This is a genomic window from Streptomyces poriferorum, from assembly GCF_019399235.1.
Classification (GTDB): domain Bacteria; phylum Actinomycetota; class Actinomycetes; order Streptomycetales; family Streptomycetaceae; genus Streptomyces; species Streptomyces poriferorum.
On record NZ_JAELVH010000063.1, the window covers coordinates 1 to 17,580 of the forward strand.

Here is a 17,580-nt window from a genome sequence, read left to right on the forward strand (position 1 = left end):
CGCCGGGGCACCGCCCTCCCCGGATCCGGATTCCGGTGCGGCGGCGTCCTTGCCCACGCTCGCCACGGTTCCCGGTACGGATCGCCCGTCGGGCAGCTCCACGCTCACCGTGGTGCCACGCTGCGCCCAACGTGTCTCGGTGGCCTTGGCGTCGACGGTCACCATGAGGGACGTCGTGGTGTAGGTGACCGGCGTTCCCGTCGCCTCGGCCCCCACCCGGGCAGAGGTGCCGGCGATACGGACCGCTCCGGGCGCGTACACGACGGAACCGGCGTCGACCGTGCCGGTCTGCGGAAGTCCGAGATCCTTCTGCCAGCGCTCGACCGCCGCGGCCGTCAGCGCGGTGTAGGAGTCGTCGACGGTGAAACCCGAGTAGCCGAGAGCGCTGAGGTTGCTCTCGAACTGCTTGACGTCCATCCCGTGCAGGGGAACCGGCCGCTGCGGCGCATCGGATGCCGGCTGTCCGGCGGCGTCCGGGCCGCCGGACGAACCGCCGCTGTCACCCGCGTCGTCACCCGCGTAGGTGCCGGAGTCCGCTCCGCTGCCGCCACCGGAACTGCTGCCGTCACCGGAACCGCTGCCGTCACCGGAACCGCTCCTGGCGCCCGCGCCGTCCGCCGTCTGCCGCAGACCGAGATCGCGGTACATGGGCAGGCTCCCGTAGAGCAGCACCACCGGCCGGTCGTCGACCCGCAGCACCTGTTCTCCGCGCCGCGCGGTGGTGCCGGAGGCGGGGAGCCACGTGATCGTTCCCTGGGCCTTCACCGGGAACGGCACCTCCGGACCGTGGCCGAGCTGCCCGTCGATCTCCGTCCGGTCGGTCAAGGTCTCGCGTGACACCTGAACCAGCCGGCCGTTTCTGTCCGGGTCCCTGGCGTCGCCCGAACCGCCTCCGCCGAGCCCGAGGGCGCCCACCGTGCTGACCGCGGCGACGAGGAGAACCCCCGCCGTGATCAGGAGCGGCCCGCGCCGGTGCCGCCCCGGCTCCTTCATGTCGTCCATGCGCCCGGCCCCGTCAGCCCTGGGGTGTGGGCGCGTCGTCCGGAACGCCGATGACGGAAGCGCAGGCCCGTGTGGCGCGCTTCGCCCCGGCCGAGGTCGAATCCCAGGTGACGTCCTGGAAGTGCCCCGATTCGTCGGTGTCGGGGAAGTCGGGCGCCCCGTGTTCCTGCATGCAGGTGGCGTACCGCTGCTTCGTGCGTATCTCGTCCTGGGACAGCTCGGGCTGCATCGCCTTCTCGACGCTGTCCGGTACGGCCACGCTGAGGCCGGCGCACTTCTCCTGAGCCTGCAGAGCCTTCGGGTCGCGCTTCCACTTCGACTGATCGCCGAGATCGACCATGCCCCGGGCGTCCGGGTCGGGGGCGTCGAGTCCCGCGTCGCGCAGACACGAGACCCACCTGCGCTGGGCGTCGACGTACTCGGACAGCTCACTCGATCCGCTCGGGGACGCGGTGGCGGAGCCCTTCGCGGTCGCTGCCGAAGCCACCTCACCACCGCTGCCGCCGTCACCGCCGCAGCCCGTCGTCAGGGTCAGCGCCGTCAACGACACCGCGCCCATCAGCCACAGCCGGCCCTCGAACCTCCGCCGCGCACGCATCCCCGGGTGCTCCTCACCGTCGTCGCCGGCCACCCACTGCGTCCGGCGGGACGAACGTAGAAGCGCACCCATGAAGGACCTGTGAAGAAGCAATCAAGAAGTGTTCCGGAGACGCGGCAAGCACCTCTTTCAGCCCCGCTGCAGCGCGGCGAGGCCCTTCTGCGTGTCCTCGGTGTTCATGACCGGCTGGATCTCGATCTTCGCGCCCAGGCCCTCGAAGAGAGGCTCGGCGATGGACGGCAGGATCGAACTGTCCTGCATGTCGAAGACGAACGTGCAGCACCGCATTCCCTCGCTGGGCCCGAAGTAGGCCGCTTCCGGCTTGAGCCGCTCCGCGAGCGACTGCATGATCTTCGGCAGGCTGCCGTTCTTGACCGCCTCGTTCGCGAGCTGGGTGTCCAGCTGTGCTCGCAGCATGACCCTCATGGTGTGGCTCCTTCCGTCCCCGGGCCGGCGCGGATCCATCCGCGCGCTCAGGACCCCGGCGATGTCCCGCTCAGCGTCACCGTGCGCGGTTGGGGCAGCCAACATCTCGTGCACCATCCGGAGATCCCGGCCGACTCATGAGGAGACGCCACTCCCGCACGCCACCGCCACCCTCCGACTGACGTGCTACGGGTGAATGTGCGCGCAACGCGATGCGCCGTGGGCCGGGCACCGGCACTCTGCTGAGTGCGGAGCAGCCGGGGGATGCGCAGGCCAGGGGCCTGCTGCCGCCGCCCTCCGCAACCGGAGCCACGGTTCCGGCGAAGCCCGGCGGACGCGAGTCGAGGGGGGCGCTTCAGTGACGTTCGGTGCAGCGGGAGCATCCGGTCGCACGCACGCGACGGGCGAGCCGTCCGACAGAGGCGGCGCGCAGCCAGAGCTCCTCCCCGCCGGCGCGCAGCAGGGGGCTGCCGCCGTGCAGACGGTTCCGGCGCAGCCGCGCCACCCGTCCGGAGAGCAGGGGCGGCGGCCGGTGCCCCGCCACGTGGCGTGCGTGATGGACGGGAACGGCCGGTGGGCGCAGCAGCGCTCCCTGCCGCGTACGTCCGGGCACAGCGCGGCGGAGGCGACGGTGATCGATGTCATCGAGGCGGCACGGTCGGCGGGGGTCGAATGGCTCAGCCTGTACGCCTTCTCCACCGAGAACTGGCGGCGCCCGGGCGAGGAGGTCGACTTCCTCATGCGCCTGGTACGCCGCGTGGTGCGCAAACACGCGCTGCTGCTGCACGCACGCGGCATCCGGTGCCGGCTCCTGGGAGCCGAGGACCCGAGAATTCCGGCCCCTCTGGCCCGGGACTTCGCCGATCTGATGACGCTCACCGAGGCCAATCGGGGCATGACGCTGACCGTGGCGTTCGACCACGGAGGGCGTCAGGACATCGTTGCCGCCGCACGCTCCCTCATCCGCGCGGGCGTGCCCGCCGATGCCGTCGACCAAGCGTGCTTCGCCGCGCATCTGCCGGTCCCCGACACGCCTGACGTGGACCTCGTGATCCGTACGTCGGGCGAACAGCGCATCTCCAACTTCATGCTCTGGCAGGTGGCCTACGCCGAGTGGATCTTTCCACCGGTGCTCTGGCCCGACTTCCGGGCCCCGCACCTTCTGGAATGCCTGCACGAATACCGGGGCCGCGACCGCCGCTTCGGCGGAGTGGCACCGCAAGCGAAGGGATGACCTCAAAGGTGAAGGACACGGACAGCAGCCACTACGCGGCGCCCGGGCCCGGGCCCGGTACCGAAACCCCGTACGAATACCCCGGCCGGGATACCACCGCACCGCCGGCCGAATCCCTGTTCGGGCCCGGCTCGCAGTTCCACCGCTTCTTCAACGACCCCCGTTGGGCACTGGCCGTCGTCAGAGCCACGGTGCTGGAAGCCGCCCACCCGCAGATCGGCGCGGCGCTGGCCGACAACTCCTCCTTCGTGGTGCACCCGTGGCGACGGCTGAGCAACACCCTCGTGAGCCTGCAGCGCATGTTCGGAGCCGACGACGACATCAGGCAGCGGGAGGCGGCACGGCTCAACCGCCTCCACGCACGGCTGAGCGGCACGGACGCCAGGAACCAGCCCTACGACGCGATGGACCCCGAGGTGCGGGCGTGGGTGGTCGCGACGCTCTTCGAAAGCTCGGTCACCATGTGCCGGCTGAGCGGTCAGCCGTTGGACCAGGAGACCATGGAGGGGCTCTACGCCGAATTCCGTGCCTTCCTCGCAGCCCTGGGGGACGGGGCGGGCCATCTGCCGCCCACCTTGCCCGAGTTCTGGCAGTACTACGACCGCATGGTCGCGGAGGAACTGCAGAACACGGAGGCGCTGCGCATCATCCTCTACAAGCTCTTCGAGCATCTGCCGGCACCGCCGCTGTTCGCCGGGATGCCCACAGTCTGGGCGACCGGCCGTGCGCTCGCGGGGCCGGTCATCGGCACCGTCACCGTGGCGTCCCTCCCCGAGGTCTTCCGCCGCAGGGCAGGCCTGCCGGAGGTCCCCGGTGCGCAGACACTGATGCAGGGCGCCTACATGGCCGCCCGTCTGGCCCGGGCCCTGCCCGACAACTGGGTGCAGGCGGAGAACGTCGTCAGTCTGCTCAACCTGTCGCCGGACGGTGACGGCCCCTTGGCCGTGACACTCACCACTCTGCGCACCCGGACGAAACGGGCCGGCGCGCTGTTCCGGCTGATCGCACCGGTGCCGGCACAACAGGGCGCTACGGGCGCTCAGGGCGGGGCCGGGAACCAGCGGGGCGCCCGCGCGTTCTTCACCGAGGTACTGGACCAGACCGGGAACGGCTTTCTGGACTGGCCCGATCTTGCCGCCATGGCCCGCGAACTCTGCTCCCGTCTCGACCTGGACGAGCCGGAGGAGACCCGCCTGTACGACGCCTTCGCCGCGTGGTGGCGGGAACTCCAGGCCGCCCTGGACAGCGACGGGGACGGGCGGGTGAGCGAGGACGAGTACGTGGCCGCGGCCCCGTCCCTGGCAGGACCGGCGCTGATCAGGGTCGCCGAGGCCCTCTTCGATGCCACCGACGCGGACGGTGACCAGTCCATCGACGCCGAGGAGTACCGGGCCCTGTTCAGGAGAGGCTTCGGGCGATCCGTCCTTGATGCCGAAGGACGCTACTCCCGAAGCGCTTTCGTCCGGGACTTCCTGTCGTTCATGTCAGGCCGTCAGCGTTCGACCCCCTACGACCCACTGCTCTCCGACGCGTAGAACACCGAACCCCCCGGCCCCCTCGCCCGCCCGCGCTCGTCGGCGCGGGCGGCGTACGCCTGTACGAGACCGGATCCGAGACCGCCAACGCCGAAGGGCCCCGCAGCAAGCTGCGGGGCCCTTCAACGTATTGCCCGGTGAGAGCAATGGCGGAGGATACGAGATTCGAACTCGTGAGGGGTTGCCCCCAACACGCTTTCCAAATGTTCGCCTTGGGGTCCGGCGCGGGCCACTCCCGTTCTGGCCTGCGGCGGAGCGTTCTGTCCGGCCCTGCCCGGACGGGGCTGGATGGGGGTGAATGAGACCAGAACTGAGACCCATCGCTCGCGCTCATTGACTGGCGGCACGGTGTCCGACACAGTTGATCGCTTTGCGGTCTCCGTCAGGCAGAGAGCCGAGGGCGCACCCGCCCAAGCCAAATCACAATCGCCGGGCTACGCGCAGCGCCCTTGCTGCGAGTGACTTCACAGCCGAACTACTCAAGGATGCTGTCGGAACTCGACTGGGGAGCTTGGAGGATGCGCCTTACCCGGCTTGCCGCGCCCCGGACTGGGAGGCATAGCCGGGTACTGCTGGACCGAGCGGAGGTGATGAGCCCCTCTGCGGTGAGACGCTGCAATGCATCTGGAACTAGCTCTCTGTGTTTGGTATCCAGTCCGCGGAAGAGTGCAGACTCCTTCCGCCCCGTGCCTCGCTGGGCGTAGACCTTCTTCAGTATCGTAAGCATTACCTTGTTCATCGGTGTTGTCTTCAGGGCGAGGATCCCCTTAGCCGTCGACATCTGTGCGTCGAACTGAGCCACCTCGCATTCGACGAACCGGCCATCCTGTAGTGCTGACCAACTAGCAACCCCAACCATTTGCCCGATGAGGCAGTTCTGGAAGTGTGGGAGCGCGTAACCGTCGTGGTCTGTAAGGTCGAGTTCCTGGATCACGCAATCGTGGAAACTCAGCCAGTCGTAGCCTTTGGCGTCGGCGGACAGCGAAAAGCTCCGAAACTCCACCTCGTGGACAGAGATCGGTGTGCGAGATTCTTCCTCTGGCCATAGGCGCGCGGAGACGCGGATGATGTCCGCGATGACGGCGTCTGAGACGCCCCGGCGCTGGAAAGCATTCGCAGACGAGTAAGCGCGCCCTGAACTCGCGGCGCTTTCTTCCTCCAGCCGTACGGCGGCGACATCAACGCCGACTTCGTCCAGACAAGCGATGCTACCTGTCATCTCCAACAGCGGACTATCTGTGTTTGGTTCGAGGATGCAGGCCACGACGTCCCCAGCGCGGGCGGCATCGACGAGGGAGACGTCGACGAAGCGCCGTGAGCCGTCAACGCTATCCATAGCCCCGAGCCCTGGGAGCCGTTGTAGAAGTTGGTACGAGCCCTCGTCAGGGGCATAGCCGCACACCGAATGAAAGACGGACGTTAGTTCTTCCTGGGAGATGGGACCAAGCCCATCTGCTGAGCGCCGAGCCTGGGTAGCGAGTCGTTCCAAAACTTTTCGGATAGTGAACCCGTCCACCCCCATTTCCATGTCGGCCTCACGCTCGGAAATGCGGTCCAGCATCATGTGCCAACCTTCGCCGGCTGAGCGGCCGAACGTCCCTTCAATGGAATTCTGGAGTGCACTCGACGAGCCCAGGTAGCTCAGCAGGAGAGGGCGTGAGGGAAGCCAGTCTGGGAGGGAATCGCGCCAGCCATAGGCGTCCAGAATCTCTCTTGCTTGCTCCTCTGATGGCTCGCCCGCCATGAGTGAGAGGGCGTCGTCGCGGGCGCCAAGCGCGTTGCGCATCTCGCGCTCACTGTCGAAAAAATGTGCACGGCCTGCGAGGACGACGGAGGTTGAGGCGGGTGTATCGCGGCAAAAGCGGCGTACGAGTTCAACGGAGCGGCGACGGATGTCGCGCATTGCGGACGTCTTGCCGATCCAACCGGGCGTCGCGATCTCGTCGAAGCCGTCCAGGATAAGTGTCACATCACCCGCACGCCACGCTCGGACCAGTTGTGCGGGTGCCGGAAAGCCGATTTCGCGAGCGTGCCGCTCTAGAGCTTCCACTGGGTAGACCTGGCCCTGGTGGTCACGCAGGTTGAGCAGGATAGGGAATGGGCCGAACGTGTTCTTGCGGTGGGCCTTTGCGAGACGCCGGTGCAGCTCGCGCAGGAGCATGCTCTTACCCGCCCCGTAATCGCCGTACAAGAGAACGGATTTGCCGTGCTTGACCTCTTCGGTCACGCGAGCAACCGAGAAAGGCTCCCCAGTACCGCTTTCCACCGGATCAACGGCCACGTACGGTTTGAGGTCTTCGTGGTTGCCGCTACTCGGCTCGCGCGCACTGCCGAAGGGGTACGAGCTGCGCAACTCAAGGTACTTCAGGGAGTCGACGAGCTGTCCGCGCAGCTGGGAGAAGCTGCAGGCGACGAGAGGCGGGCCGAAGCCCTTGATGACCGCGCGTTGGACGGCGGTGGGTTCATCCCGAGTGACGAAGAAGCCCTTGACGGCCTTGAACGGGTGTTCTCGGGATTTGGCTAGGCATGCCTCGTGGAGCTTCCTGCCGTCCTTCTCTGCCTTGTCCTTGCGTCCCGAAACCGTGCATTCGACGATCGTGACTGAGTCCGGTCCGACGAAGACACCGTCACGTTCAGCAGTGCCGATGTAGGTCGAACCCTGAAACTCGTTCTCTGGCGCGAAGAGCGCCCGAGATATCCGCAGGACCTCGGCCTCGAATTCTGATTCATCCTGCTGCTTCTCGCTCGATGGCACGAGGACCCCCTTCGGACCGTGACTGACGTCACATCATATGGCTAGAACGGGGGTTGATAGGAGCTCTTCTGGTGCAGAGTTGGGCAATGCGTGGTCGCGAGCGGCGTGGGTAGCGTTTGTAGGAGACCGAGACAGGAGCCTCCCGCCTGGTGGACGCTCCAGCAGCATGATTCCGAGGGCGGCGCGTTCCTGCCGATGCGAGTTAGCTCCCGTGTCACGCCTCTGGATAGGACGTTGTGATCGATCCGGCTGAGACTGAGCCGGATCGTGCCTGGGCACGTACTGAGCATGAACGCATCGACGGTGAAGTGGGCGGGCTCGGTGGCCGAGGTGGAGTTGCGTGAGCCACTTCCCCGTCGATGGGCTCACTCGCAAGGCGTCGCGCGGCGCGCAGACGAATTGGCAGAGGTCGTCGGAGATGCGGCGGACCTGCTAGTTGCTGCTGCGGTGTTGCATGACGTGGGTTACGCGCCGCGGCTGGCCGCGACCGGCTTCCACCCGCTGGATGGTGCTCGGTTTCTGCGTGACATCCCTGCTGCGGGCGAACGGCTGGTCCGGTTGGTGGCGAATCATTCGATGGCGTTGCTGGAGGCTGAGGAGCGCGGGCTGCGGGACGTGCTGGAGGATGAGTTTCCGCTGCTGGACGACCAACTGCTGGTGGACGCGCTCACCTACTGCGACATGACGACCACACCCGATGGCGAGGTCACCTTTGCCGAGGCCCGGCTGGCGGAGATCGCCGTTCGCTATGGCGCGGACAGCCTGGTGGGGCGGTTCATCCGTCGGGCGTCGCCGGACATCCTCGCGGCCGTGGGGCGGGTGGAAGCAGCGTTGGCGGCTCAGCCCAGGTAGGGGTACGTGCCTGCGAGGTAGTCTCCGATCTGCTGGCGCATGCTGGGGTGGATGTCGTAGAGGTCCAGGTCGCTCGGCTGGACGTAGCGGACGCCGTCGGCCTCGTCGTTGATCGTGGGCTCACCGCCCACAGGCCGGCCGATGTAGGTGTTCTCGTACTGCTGGCGGATCTCGCCGTCGGTGTAGGCCACGATGTGGTTCGGGTTCGTGTAGACCCCCAAGAATCCGGTGATCTCGGCGATGATCCCGGTCTCTTCCAGGCATTCACGGACGGCGCACTGGGCGGCGGTCTCGCCGATGTCCTGGGCTCCTCCGGGCAGGGCCCACTGGCCGGTGTCCCGGCGGCGTTGGAGCAGTATGGCGCCGTCGTCGTCGACGACGAGCAGGTTATTGGCGGGGATGAGCGTGTTCGCCTTGGGGGCCTTGGGGTCGTTGTAGTACTCAGTCCTGCCCATGTGGCGAGGGCTCCTCCTGGTCTGGTGTCCAGGGCCGTGCGGTGGCCCAGACAGCTTCGTAACTCTGAGCGTAATTGTCGAACCAGCCCGCCGTGTCTGCTCTGCGGAGATGGAGGAGGGGGTTGGCGCTGGCCGGCTGGCCCCAGACGTGCGGGTTGATCAGAAGGTCATCGTCGTACCGGAACATGGAGGTGTAGAGCGTGGTGTCGTGCAGCCTCACCTCGCATCCGGCCTCGGACAACAAGGGCCGGTAGTAGGTCAGGGAGGCACGGATCTTGGCGGCGAGTGTGTCGCCGATTCCCTCTTCGTGGCCCCGGATTGCTGCCGCCTGGCCCTTCGAGTCGCCGAAGCAGAGCCGCACTCGCACCCCGTTCGACGCGCGCTCGGCGAGCATCTTGGCGACGTGGGGGTTGGACTGGGCGAAGAAGGTGCCGGAGAAAACGAGGACGCTGATCTGTTCCTGGGCGCCGTTGAGCAGCGACAGCCACGTGTCGCGCGGGACGCTCGCCCGGTTCTGGTAGGTCCCGATCAGCTCCTGTCCTGAACCAGTGAGCTGCTGCTGCGTGCTCGGCGCCGGTGCGGGCCAGAGGAACAGTTCCTCCACCCGTAAGTGCTTGGCCACGCGGAAGCGGTGGCGAGGATGGGGAACGCGTCCGCCGAGCCACCGGCCAACGGTCTTGGGGTCCACCTCGCAGACTTCGGCGAGTGATTCGGGTGGGATGCCGCGCTGGGCGAGCACGGAGTGCAATCGCTCGTTCACAGACGCTATACAAGCCGAGACCGGTCAGGAGCGGCAAGGACGTTTCGGGACGTTCCATGGAAGGAGGGGGTCATGGCTGCTGTATTTACGCTGGATGCATGGAGCTCATCGTCCTGTGGGACATCGACCACACCCTCATCGAGAACGCCGGGGTCAGCAAGGAGATCTACGCCGCCGCCTTCACGGCCCTGGCGGGAAGGGCGCCCGCAGGGCCGGCGCGGACGGAAGGGCGTACGGACCGGCTGATCATGCGCGACATGTTCGAGCGGAACGGCTTGGCCGAGCCGGACTGGGCAGCGGTCGAGGGGGCGCTGTCCGACGCAGGGGAGGCGCGTCTCCAGGACCTCAGTCGTCGGGGAACAGCCTTGCCCGGCGTACGGGAAGTCCTGAAGGAGGTCTCTGTACGCAGCAGTTGGGTGTCGTCGGTGCTCACCGGCAATATCGCGGACAACGCCCGCGTGAAGGTCGCGGCCTTCGGCCTTGATCCACTCCTCGACCTGCCGGTCGGTGCCTACGGGGCCGATGCCCTCCAGCGCCCCGACCTGGTCGCTGTCGCCCGGGAGCGGGCCCAGCGACTGCGGGGCGCCCAGGATGGCGTGCCCGTCGTGCTCGTCGGAGACACCCCAAGGGACGTGGAAGCCGCACTCTCCACGGGCTCCGAGATCATCGCGGTCGCCTCCGGCGTCCACAGCGCCCAGGAGCTGGCAGACGCCGGCGCCCATACGGTCCTGCCCGATCTCACGGACACCGGCCGTGTACTCGGGATCCTGGAGGGACTCTCCGCACGCTGAAAACGTCCCAGGACGTCCTTACAGCGTCCCGATACGCGGTGACGAGGTCCGTACCTGTCCCGCCAATATCAGGTCTCCCACCAGGCAAGCGCCTCGAAGGAGACCCTCGTGATCAGCGAAGTCACCGGGATCCGCAGGATCCGGATGCTGTACCTGCAGTTGCTCTACCGCTGCAACTTCGAATGCCTGCACTGCTTCCACGGCAAACGGCTTCAGCACGCCGACGCCTTCACCACGGACGAGGCGGTCAACCTCCTTACGCTGATGCGCGACGAGTACGGCACCGAGGCCGTCACCCTGCTGGGCGGCGAGCCGTTCGTCTATCGGGACCTCGCCCAGGTCGTCCGGTACGCCAAGCGGGACCTGGGCATGCAGGTCGAGATCTGCACCAACGGCTACCGCATCGAGCGCCGGTTGACCGAGATCGCCCCCGACCTGGACCTGCTCCGGGTGTCGCTGGAGGGCATCGGTACGACCAACGACAAGATCCGGAAGTTCGGAAGTTACCGCAGTGCCCTGAGCGCACTCGAAATCGCCCAGCAGCTCGGCGTCCGCGCCGGCGCGACCATGACGGTCACCTCACGCAACATCGACGAGGTTCTGCCGCTCGCCCGCACATTGCAGCACTACGGGGTGGAGCAGCTGAAACTCCACTGCCTCCGGCCGGTCGGCAACGCAGCGGACCACCCCGAGCTCCTCGTCAACGACGCCACGGCCTACACCCGTCTGCGGGAGCGCCTGGCCTCGGCCGAGCTGGGCATCGAGGTGATCCTCGACGAGGACCTGTCCGAGCTCGGTGCGCCGGACGCCTGCCTCCCCGCCGGGGGCCCCGTGGAGATCGAGCGGATCGAGGCCGACCCGCGTGGCGCGCTCACCATGTCCTGCAAGGCCGTCGGCAAGGACTCGCACGCCTTCTGGTACGACAAGCTCGCCGATCACATCGACCACCGGCCGTCCGCCACCGACGAGCTCACGCTCGCGGTGCCGGACGTGGTGTACGGACGTGTCTGACCCGACGTTCTTCGAGAGCGTCGAAGGGCTCCGCGGCACCGGCAAGTCGACGCTCGCCCCCATGCTCGCGGCCGCCCGTGGCGCGGTACTGGTCCCGACCGTGCCACCCAACTACCAGGTACTGCGGCAGGAGGTCGACCGGCTGGGAAACGTAGAGGCGCGCATGTGCTTCTACCTCTCGGGCCTGTTCACCGCCACCGATCAGATCCAGCGGTACCTGTCCGCCGGCATCCCGGTCGTCGTCGAAAGCTACTTCGCACGCTGTCTGGCCAACCACCGCGCTTTCGGGGCCGACCTCTCGGTTTCCCTGCCGCCGGGCATCCCGCGTCCCGTCACCTACTACCTCGTCTGCGCGAAGGACGAGCGCCAGCGCCGACTCGCCCGGCGCGACAAGCCTGTCTCGCGTTGGGACGCCCTCGCCGAGATCACCGCAGACAAGATCGCCGACGCCTACGCCTCGTTCCCGATGCACCGCGTGAACACCACCGGACTTACCCCTGACGAGGCACTCCGAGCCGTCCTGAGCACCGACCCGCAAGGAGAGCAAGCCAGTGCAGACACCCAGCATGTGGCGGCACACCCTCACCTTCTTCCCTCAGTTCCTCGCCGCGCTGAAGGAGCGTACGGAGCCTGACTCCACCGTGATGGTCATCGGCGCGAGCGACGGCAGACTCGTCGTGCCACTGGCCGCGGCCGGCTACCGGGTCGTCGCCATCGAGCGCGACCCGCTCGCCCTCCACGGCGGCGAGGTCCAACTTCCGGGTGGCAGAACCGGTCACGCGATGGGCATGATCGAGCGGCTGAAGCAGGAAGGGCTGCACGACCGTGTCCAGGTCGTGGAGGAGGACTTCCTCGCCTCCGAACCAGTCACCGCCCCCTGCGATGCCGTCTGGACGAGCTGCTCGTGGCATTACAGTGCCAACCACCACCGGCCGTTGGGCGAGTTCGTCGACCGCATGCAGCGCCTGGTCCGGCCCGGCGGTCTGTTCGGCGCGGAGTTCATGATGCCCCTCACGCAACGCCACCACGTGCTTGAGCACTACACATCCCCCGAGAAGCTGCGGCGTTACTTCATCGGGGACTGGGACGTCCTGCTCACCCTGCGGACCAACGAGTTCACCGAGCAGGCGCACGTCGGACAGCTGCAGGACCACAACCACCGCATGGGCCTCCTCCTCGCCGCCCGCGCGTCCACCCCCTCCTAGAGCTACGGAAAGAAGGACCTATGAAGCACGAGTACGAAGCCAAGTTCCTCGCCGTCGACGTCGATGGCCTCCAGGCCAAACTGACGGCGCTCGGAGCCGTCCAGGCATTTCCGCGCACCCTCCTCACCCGGAAGATTTTCGAGAACGACGCCCTCGAAGGCGGTGCCTGGGTCCGCCTGAGGGACGAGGCCACCCGCTCCACTCTCACGCTGAAGCAGGTCACCGACTCCACGACGATCGACGGCACCACCGAGATCGAGACCGAGGTGTCCGACCTGCACGCCATGGCCGAGATCCTCCGCAACGTCGGCCTGCGCGAAGTCCGCTACCAGGAGAACTTCCGCGAGGAGTGGCGCCTGGGCGAAGTCGCCTTCGATTTCGACACCTGGCCGGACCTCCCCACCTTCGTCGAGATCGAAGGACCCGACGAAGCATCCGTCCGACAGGCTGCAGATCTGCTCGACCTTGACTACGCACAGGCCCGGTTCGGCAGCGTCGACGAGATCTACAAGAGCGAGTCCAGCCGGGACATCCTCGCCGAACCGACGCTCCTCTTCGCCGACGCCGGCAAGCAGGAGCAGGCCGGGGCGGCTGCACCGAGCGAGTGATCTTGAGGACCGAGCGTGTTTATGGAACTGGCTGTGACGCCGCGGGTCGTACCCGGCGTCGCCGAGTTCGCCCGCGGCGGTCTGCCGGCAGCGGCGGACACCGACGACGGCAACACCTGGACCGATGGGCACTGCTGGCTCTACTGCGGTCAGGGCTGGACCCGCGTTCTGTGGATCGGCCCCGTTAGCGTGGCCGGCGCCCAGGCCGCCATGTACGCCTGTGGTCCGTGCATCCGGGCCCTGCAAGAGCAGGTCTGGCAGGCCATCCTCCTCCACGATGCACCGTCGTGTCCGGCCCCGTTGAGAACGTTCGCGACGGCCGAGCAACCTGGCGGACGCCGCGTTGGTAAGCATCGCGCGCGGGGCAGCGTGCTGCGTCGTGGGTGAGGACGACGGCAGAACTAAATAGCCCCGTGACGTCTCTTCACAGCGAAGGATCCGCAATCAGAAGTACGCCGACTGCTGGGCCGGTCACCACGCATGGTGACCGGCCCAGCAGCCGTTATTGCTGCGGCGTCTTGCCGCGGGCTTCTAATGACGATGCCGGCGTTGCCGATCTGCGGCTGTGGCAGGGGCCTCCGACGCGGGCTCTGGCCTTGAGGATTGCACCATGACCGCTTTCCAATTCAATCAGCATCGGAGAGTCTGCGAGCACCGAGTAAAAGAGCGACCATCGCCGGAGGAAGAAAATATCATGCTTCTCACCTCGCGTTGGAACGGTCACATAAATAATTCTACTTCCTCGTGGGGGCATAAAAAGATAGCCAGTGCCTGTCGGCCTCTCACAAACGCTCTACTGGACATCTCCCGGAAAGTGAGGGCGTTTCTGAGCAACCAAGGAAGCCGCGTCTCGCCCCGGCGGGAGCTGCCACTCAATTACGTGCAGGCCCGCCAACTCGATGATTTCTTCGGGCACGCCCAATCGGTACAGAGGTGTAGCTCCATACCGGTTGAGCCAAGCAACGCGTCTCGTTTTCTCGCACGAATCAAGGTCCCGCCACGAATCGAGGATCACCCCTGGAGTAATCGATGCCCCCAGCGATCGCTGAAGCACTACGTGCCGAACGAGCGGCATGTATTCCACTGGGTCTCGCGCGAGAGCGACAAGACACCAAGCCGTCGAGTCAGACATAGATAGGCCATGAGCGTCTGCGAGGCGTCGAGCCCTCCATTGCCAGAGCGGAGCGAGGAGCCACCTGGTTTGCCGCGCCCTCATTTCCGGACTCCAGAAGGCCCCGTCAAGCGTCTCATTGCGACGGAGTGCGCAGGGTTGCACAGGACAAACATCAGCTCGCGCGCTCCTCATTCCCGGAGCTGGATGTTTCGAGCTGAAGCTCGCGCTTGCGCTGCTCTTCCTTCAGCCGTTCCACATAACGCGCAAATATCCGAAGCCGTTCAGCTTCAGGAAGAGGCGGTTCGCCATCCCGCCCAGCGTATTCATCGAGCATGAATTGTGATGCGTTATAGTGCTTCTCGATATCATCGGCCGTGGATTGCAGATTGTATCCTCGTTCGCGAAACTTGAAGTATCCGGTGACGCCTGCCGAAATTCCGACGAGTGCACTGAGGGAAGCCGCAGAAAGGCGCAGCACTTGACTACTGCCCTCATTCATTGCCGCAAGCGTCGAAGTGACAATTGACCCAGTGATGATGATGCCCTGAAAGACGTTGTGAATCCGGCGATTTTTGTTCGCTGAAGTTCGGTACTGATCAATCAGGTCAAGCGACGCTTCGCGGTAGATGCGAAGTCCGGAAGGGGAGTCAAGAGGTAGCTTGGCAGCGGCAGTTTGCCGATCCTGAAGTGCGTTGCGCAGCGCGCCAGTTCGAGCAACAACCTTCTTTCGGTTCTTCCATAATGCCCACCCCATCGCCACCCAGAGGCAGTTGACGATGATGAGCCCTGCCCATCTAGTAAAGACAGGCTGCGACTTCCAGAGACCCACGATAACCGTGTAGCCGAGGAGGAACGTAAGGATTATGCCGCCCAGCAGGCAGAGAACATATATCCTTTGAAAGGTTCGCGATGTCCGCAGGTCATCTTCGATCTCATCGAATCTCTTGACGCTGCTCCGGTATTCCTCTTGGCGTCGAGCCTCATCAGCCTCAGAAATCTCATTTGCCTCAGCACTTCCCCAACTCACCAGCGACCCCCACTTAGTTCAAGCCACCCCAGCGGCAGATGAAACGCCCGGTAGCTTTCGGTAACACGAGTGGGCGATCGTAGAACCGGCCTTTCGGGCCAACAAGAGCGCCTTGCAAGCCATTACCCACGGGGGAAATTTTGCCAAGATCCGAATGGCGAGAACTAGTTCCTCGCTCAACAGGTGTGATCGTCATCGATGTTGAATACAGGCCAAGATCAAATTTCGATGATCTCTCTCATTTTTTTCCAAGAAGGGAATCTTCTCCCTAAGGAATCGTTTTCCGGGCGGGGAGAAGAAGCTCCTGGTGAGACGCGCCACTGGAGCGTGGCAAGCGGGGCCAAGGCGGTACTTGAAGTCGATCCGGCGGATTGCGGTCCAGGGCTGCAGGACTCCTGATGGATCGGACAGGAGTGTGGTGGGGCGGGCTCGTGCTGCTGGCGGGCTCTGGGAGCGAGCTCTCCTTGCTGGGGTCAGCGGCGTGGGCGGCTTAGCCTGTTCGTGGGGGCTGAGGGTGCCGTGGGCGGCTGGGTATCGGCGTACGGCGCGCTGAAGGCTGCTGCGGTGGTGCTTCGCAGGCGGGCTGCTTCCGCGCGGCGGTTGGGTGCGGGGTTGCGGCTGGTGTGCTGGATGCGGGTGAGCAGGACGCGGGCGGGGCTGTGGGCGGTGCCGAGCTCTCGGCGGGCGGCGGCTCTCTTGAGGAGCTGGTGGGGTTCGTGGCCGCCGGCTTCAGCGTCGGCGAGGACGGTGGCGAGGGCGGGCCAGCCGGGGTCGGCGAGGATCCGCTCGGCGTGTTCAGGAACGGCGGCGCGTACGTCGCTGGCCAGGGTGCGGCGGGTCTCCTCCGTGGTGCGGCGGGTTTCGAGTTCGGTGAGCGTCGGAGCGAGTGCGTCGTCGGCTGCTGGATGGAGGTGCTGGACGGCTTGGCGGGCGGCGTCGGCCTGGTGTGCATGACCCTTGGCCTCGTGCCAGCGTCCGGCGAGTATGGCTGCCCAGACGAGTGCAGCGACCAAGGCTGCGAGCGCGCTGCTGTCGGGGCCGGTAGCGGTGTGTGCGATGTCGCGGGCGGCGGTCCGCAGGGCATGGGCGGCCCGGTCTTCGGCCCGTACTTGGGAGCGTTGGGCACGGGCGAATGCCCGGCTGGCCGCTTGCAGGTGGGGGCGGAGGTTGACGGGGGCCTTCTGGGCGGTGGCTTCGAGGAGTTCGCCCAGGGCGGTGATGTGCGCCTGTGCTCGTGCGTCCCCGCCGTCATCGGCGTTCGTGCCGGTGATCTCTGCGTGGAGGGTGTCGAGGGCGTCAGTGGCCTGATGCCAGGGAGTGGTGGACTGGTTGCGGCGGGCGGTGGGGTGTTCTTCGGGGGCGCTGGTCTCTAGACGGGCTTTCAGTTTGGGCAGGGAGAGGTCGGGGGCGATCTTCCCGCCGGGGTGGTAGATCTGCTCGCCGTCCTTGTTCAAGTCGCCGGGCCGGCCGACTGCGTAGCCGAGGAGGTCTCCGGATGGGCCGCGGCGGGGTTTGACCAGGATGTCGTCGGCTTCGAGGTAGCCAAGGAGTTGTTCGGCGCTGGTGGTGTGGGGGATGGCGGCGCGGATCTGGTCCTGGAGCCATTCGCGGCTGGTCTGCTCCCAGCCGAGGCGCTCAGCTTTGTGCATCTCGGCCTGGGTGGGGCGCCGGGTGGCGGTGCGGTCGCCCTTCGTCAGGGGTCGCAGTCCGTAGTCCTTCTCGATCTCCCGGCACTCGTTGCCGACGCGGATGCCGCTGCCGTGGAGCTTGGGGCGGCGGCCGTCCTCGCGGACGGTGGTGGCCAGGATGTGGATGTGGTCGTTGGCGTGGCGTACGGCGATCCAGCGGCAGGCCAGATCGTCGCCTGCGGGGGCGATGCCGGCTGCGTGGACGATGCGCTGGGCGATCTCGGCCCACTCGGTGTCGGAGAGGTAGCGGTCTTCGGGTGCGGCGCGGACGGGGCAGTGCCAGACATGGTCGGTGACAGGCTTGCCGAACTCGCTGTTCCGAAGTTGAACGGGCTCGTCGAGGTCGCGGGCGAGCTGGGTGAGAGTGGCGTTTTCGTCGCGGCCGGGGTCGGGCATGCCGAGCATGGAGAATCCGCCGACGAGGTGCGGGTCGAGGTGTTCGTCGTGCCGGCCGGGGCCGTAGAGGTAGGCGAGCAGACCGCGGGTGTTGGAGCCGGCGGGCTTGATAGCGGCGATCAC

The 17,580-nt window shown here is 66.5% G+C and carries 17 protein-coding genes; 9 read left to right on the forward strand and 8 right to left on the reverse strand.

The features are described from left to right. The 3 genes from JGS39_RS13960 to JGS39_RS13970 all read right to left on the reverse strand — a co-directional run. A partial coding sequence (locus JGS39_RS13960; protein ID WP_219569261.1) for a peptidoglycan-binding domain-containing protein occupies positions 1-1,002 on the reverse strand: 1,002 nt, incomplete at its 3' end. Between the two features lie 13 nt (positions 1,003-1,015). Continuing rightward, positions 1,016-1,600: a hypothetical protein gene (locus JGS39_RS13965; protein WP_219569263.1), complete on the reverse strand. Its 585-nt coding sequence runs from the start codon at positions 1,598-1,600 to the stop codon at positions 1,016-1,018. Positions 1,601-1,729: 129 nt separating this feature from the next. Next, a complete protein-coding gene (locus JGS39_RS13970; protein WP_219569265.1) occupies positions 1,730-2,026 on the reverse strand; it encodes a DUF3303 family protein in 297 nt (98 codons plus the stop codon). A gap of 475 nt (positions 2,027-2,501) precedes the next feature. On the opposite strand from JGS39_RS13970, the gene uppS reads away from it, so the two are divergent. Then, positions 2,502-3,260: a polyprenyl diphosphate synthase gene (uppS, locus tag JGS39_RS13975; RefSeq protein ID WP_306070931.1), complete on the forward strand. Its 759-nt coding sequence runs from the start codon at positions 2,502-2,504 to the stop codon at positions 3,258-3,260. Between the two features lie 116 nt (positions 3,261-3,376). Continuing rightward, positions 3,377-4,795, forward strand: a complete 1,419-nt coding sequence (locus JGS39_RS13980; RefSeq protein ID WP_236063741.1) for an oxygenase MpaB family protein — start codon at positions 3,377-3,379, stop codon at positions 4,793-4,795. A 475-nt stretch (positions 4,796-5,270) separates the two neighbouring features. Here the strand turns inward: JGS39_RS13980 and JGS39_RS13985 are convergent, their stop codons facing one another. After that, entirely contained in the window at positions 5,271-7,550 is a 2,280-nt protein-coding gene (locus JGS39_RS13985; RefSeq protein ID WP_219569269.1) for an NACHT domain-containing protein, read from the reverse strand. A 288-nt stretch (positions 7,551-7,838) separates the two neighbouring features. Here JGS39_RS13985 and JGS39_RS13990 point away from each other — a divergent pair, with 288 nt between their 5' ends. After that, positions 7,839-8,402, forward strand: coding sequence for an HD domain-containing protein (locus JGS39_RS13990; RefSeq protein WP_219569271.1), 564 nt, complete (start codon positions 7,839-7,841; stop codon positions 8,400-8,402). Here the strand turns inward: JGS39_RS13990 and JGS39_RS13995 are convergent. Beyond that, positions 8,390-8,857 carry an NUDIX hydrolase gene (locus JGS39_RS13995; protein ID WP_219569273.1) on the reverse strand — a complete coding sequence of 156 codons (468 nt, stop codon included), beginning with the start codon at positions 8,855-8,857 and terminating at the stop codon, positions 8,390-8,392. The two genes, JGS39_RS13990 and JGS39_RS13995, sit on opposite strands and share 13 nt — an antisense overlap. Beyond that, positions 8,844-9,617 (reverse strand): phospholipase D family protein, encoded by a 774-nt coding sequence (locus tag JGS39_RS14000; protein WP_219569274.1) that lies wholly within the window; start codon positions 9,615-9,617, stop codon positions 8,844-8,846. The genes JGS39_RS13995 and JGS39_RS14000 overlap by 14 nt, the downstream gene beginning before the upstream one ends. Positions 9,618-9,715: 98 nt before the next feature. Between JGS39_RS14000 and JGS39_RS14005 the strand changes: the two genes are divergently transcribed. The 6 genes from JGS39_RS14005 to JGS39_RS14030 all read left to right on the forward strand — a co-directional run bounded on the left by JGS39_RS14005 (position 9,716) and on the right by JGS39_RS14030 (position 13,619). Continuing rightward, on the forward strand, positions 9,716-10,408 hold the full coding sequence (locus JGS39_RS14005; protein ID WP_219569275.1) for an HAD family hydrolase: 693 nt from the start codon (positions 9,716-9,718) through the stop codon (positions 10,406-10,408). A gap of 108 nt (positions 10,409-10,516) precedes the next feature. After that, positions 10,517-11,419 (forward strand): radical SAM protein, encoded by a 903-nt coding sequence (locus JGS39_RS14010; RefSeq protein ID WP_219569277.1) that lies wholly within the window; start codon positions 10,517-10,519, stop codon positions 11,417-11,419. Continuing rightward, positions 11,412-12,053, forward strand: coding sequence for a P-loop nucleotide/nucleoside kinase family protein (locus JGS39_RS14015; protein WP_308120406.1), 642 nt, complete (start codon positions 11,412-11,414; stop codon positions 12,051-12,053). Before JGS39_RS14010 ends, JGS39_RS14015 begins: the two co-directional genes overlap by 8 nt. Beyond that, positions 11,971-12,624 carry a class I SAM-dependent methyltransferase gene (locus tag JGS39_RS14020; protein ID WP_219569279.1) on the forward strand — a complete coding sequence of 218 codons (654 nt, stop codon included), beginning with the start codon at positions 11,971-11,973 and terminating at the stop codon, positions 12,622-12,624. The genes JGS39_RS14015 and JGS39_RS14020 overlap by 83 nt, the downstream gene beginning before the upstream one ends. Positions 12,625-12,644: 20 nt before the next feature. After that, positions 12,645-13,232 carry a class IV adenylate cyclase gene (locus JGS39_RS14025; protein ID WP_219569281.1) on the forward strand — a complete coding sequence of 196 codons (588 nt, stop codon included), beginning with the start codon at positions 12,645-12,647 and terminating at the stop codon, positions 13,230-13,232. Positions 13,233-13,253: 21 nt separating this feature from the next. Next, positions 13,254-13,619, forward strand: a complete 366-nt coding sequence (locus JGS39_RS14030; RefSeq protein ID WP_236063746.1) for a hypothetical protein — start codon at positions 13,254-13,256, stop codon at positions 13,617-13,619. Positions 13,620-14,518: 899 nt separating this feature from the next. On the opposite strand, the gene JGS39_RS14035 is transcribed toward JGS39_RS14030, so the two are convergent. After that, positions 14,519-15,373, reverse strand: coding sequence for a DUF4231 domain-containing protein (locus tag JGS39_RS14035; protein WP_219569285.1), 855 nt, complete (start codon positions 15,371-15,373; stop codon positions 14,519-14,521). A 473-nt stretch (positions 15,374-15,846) separates the two neighbouring features. Further along, entirely contained in the window at positions 15,847-17,580 is a 1,734-nt protein-coding gene (locus JGS39_RS14040; protein ID WP_219569287.1) for a relaxase/mobilization nuclease domain-containing protein, read from the reverse strand.

Coding starts and splice junctions, on each gene's coding strand:
- JGS39_RS13965 (WP_219569263.1), bottom strand. CDS start 1,600: ATGCGTGCGCGGCGGAGGTTCGAGGGCCGGCTGTGGCTGATGGGCGCG.
- JGS39_RS13970 (WP_219569265.1), bottom strand. CDS start 2,026: ATGAGGGTCATGCTGCGAGCACAGCTGGACACCCAGCTCGCGAACGAG.
- JGS39_RS13990 (WP_219569271.1), top strand. CDS start 7,839: ATGAACGCATCGACGGTGAAGTGGGCGGGCTCGGTGGCCGAGGTGGAG.
- JGS39_RS13995 (WP_219569273.1), bottom strand. CDS start 8,857: ATGGGCAGGACTGAGTACTACAACGACCCCAAGGCCCCCAAGGCGAAC.
- JGS39_RS14005 (WP_219569275.1), top strand. CDS start 9,716: ATGGAGCTCATCGTCCTGTGGGACATCGACCACACCCTCATCGAGAAC.
- JGS39_RS14025 (WP_219569281.1), top strand. CDS start 12,645: ATGAAGCACGAGTACGAAGCCAAGTTCCTCGCCGTCGACGTCGATGGC.
- JGS39_RS14030 (WP_236063746.1), top strand. CDS start 13,254: ATGGAACTGGCTGTGACGCCGCGGGTCGTACCCGGCGTCGCCGAGTTC.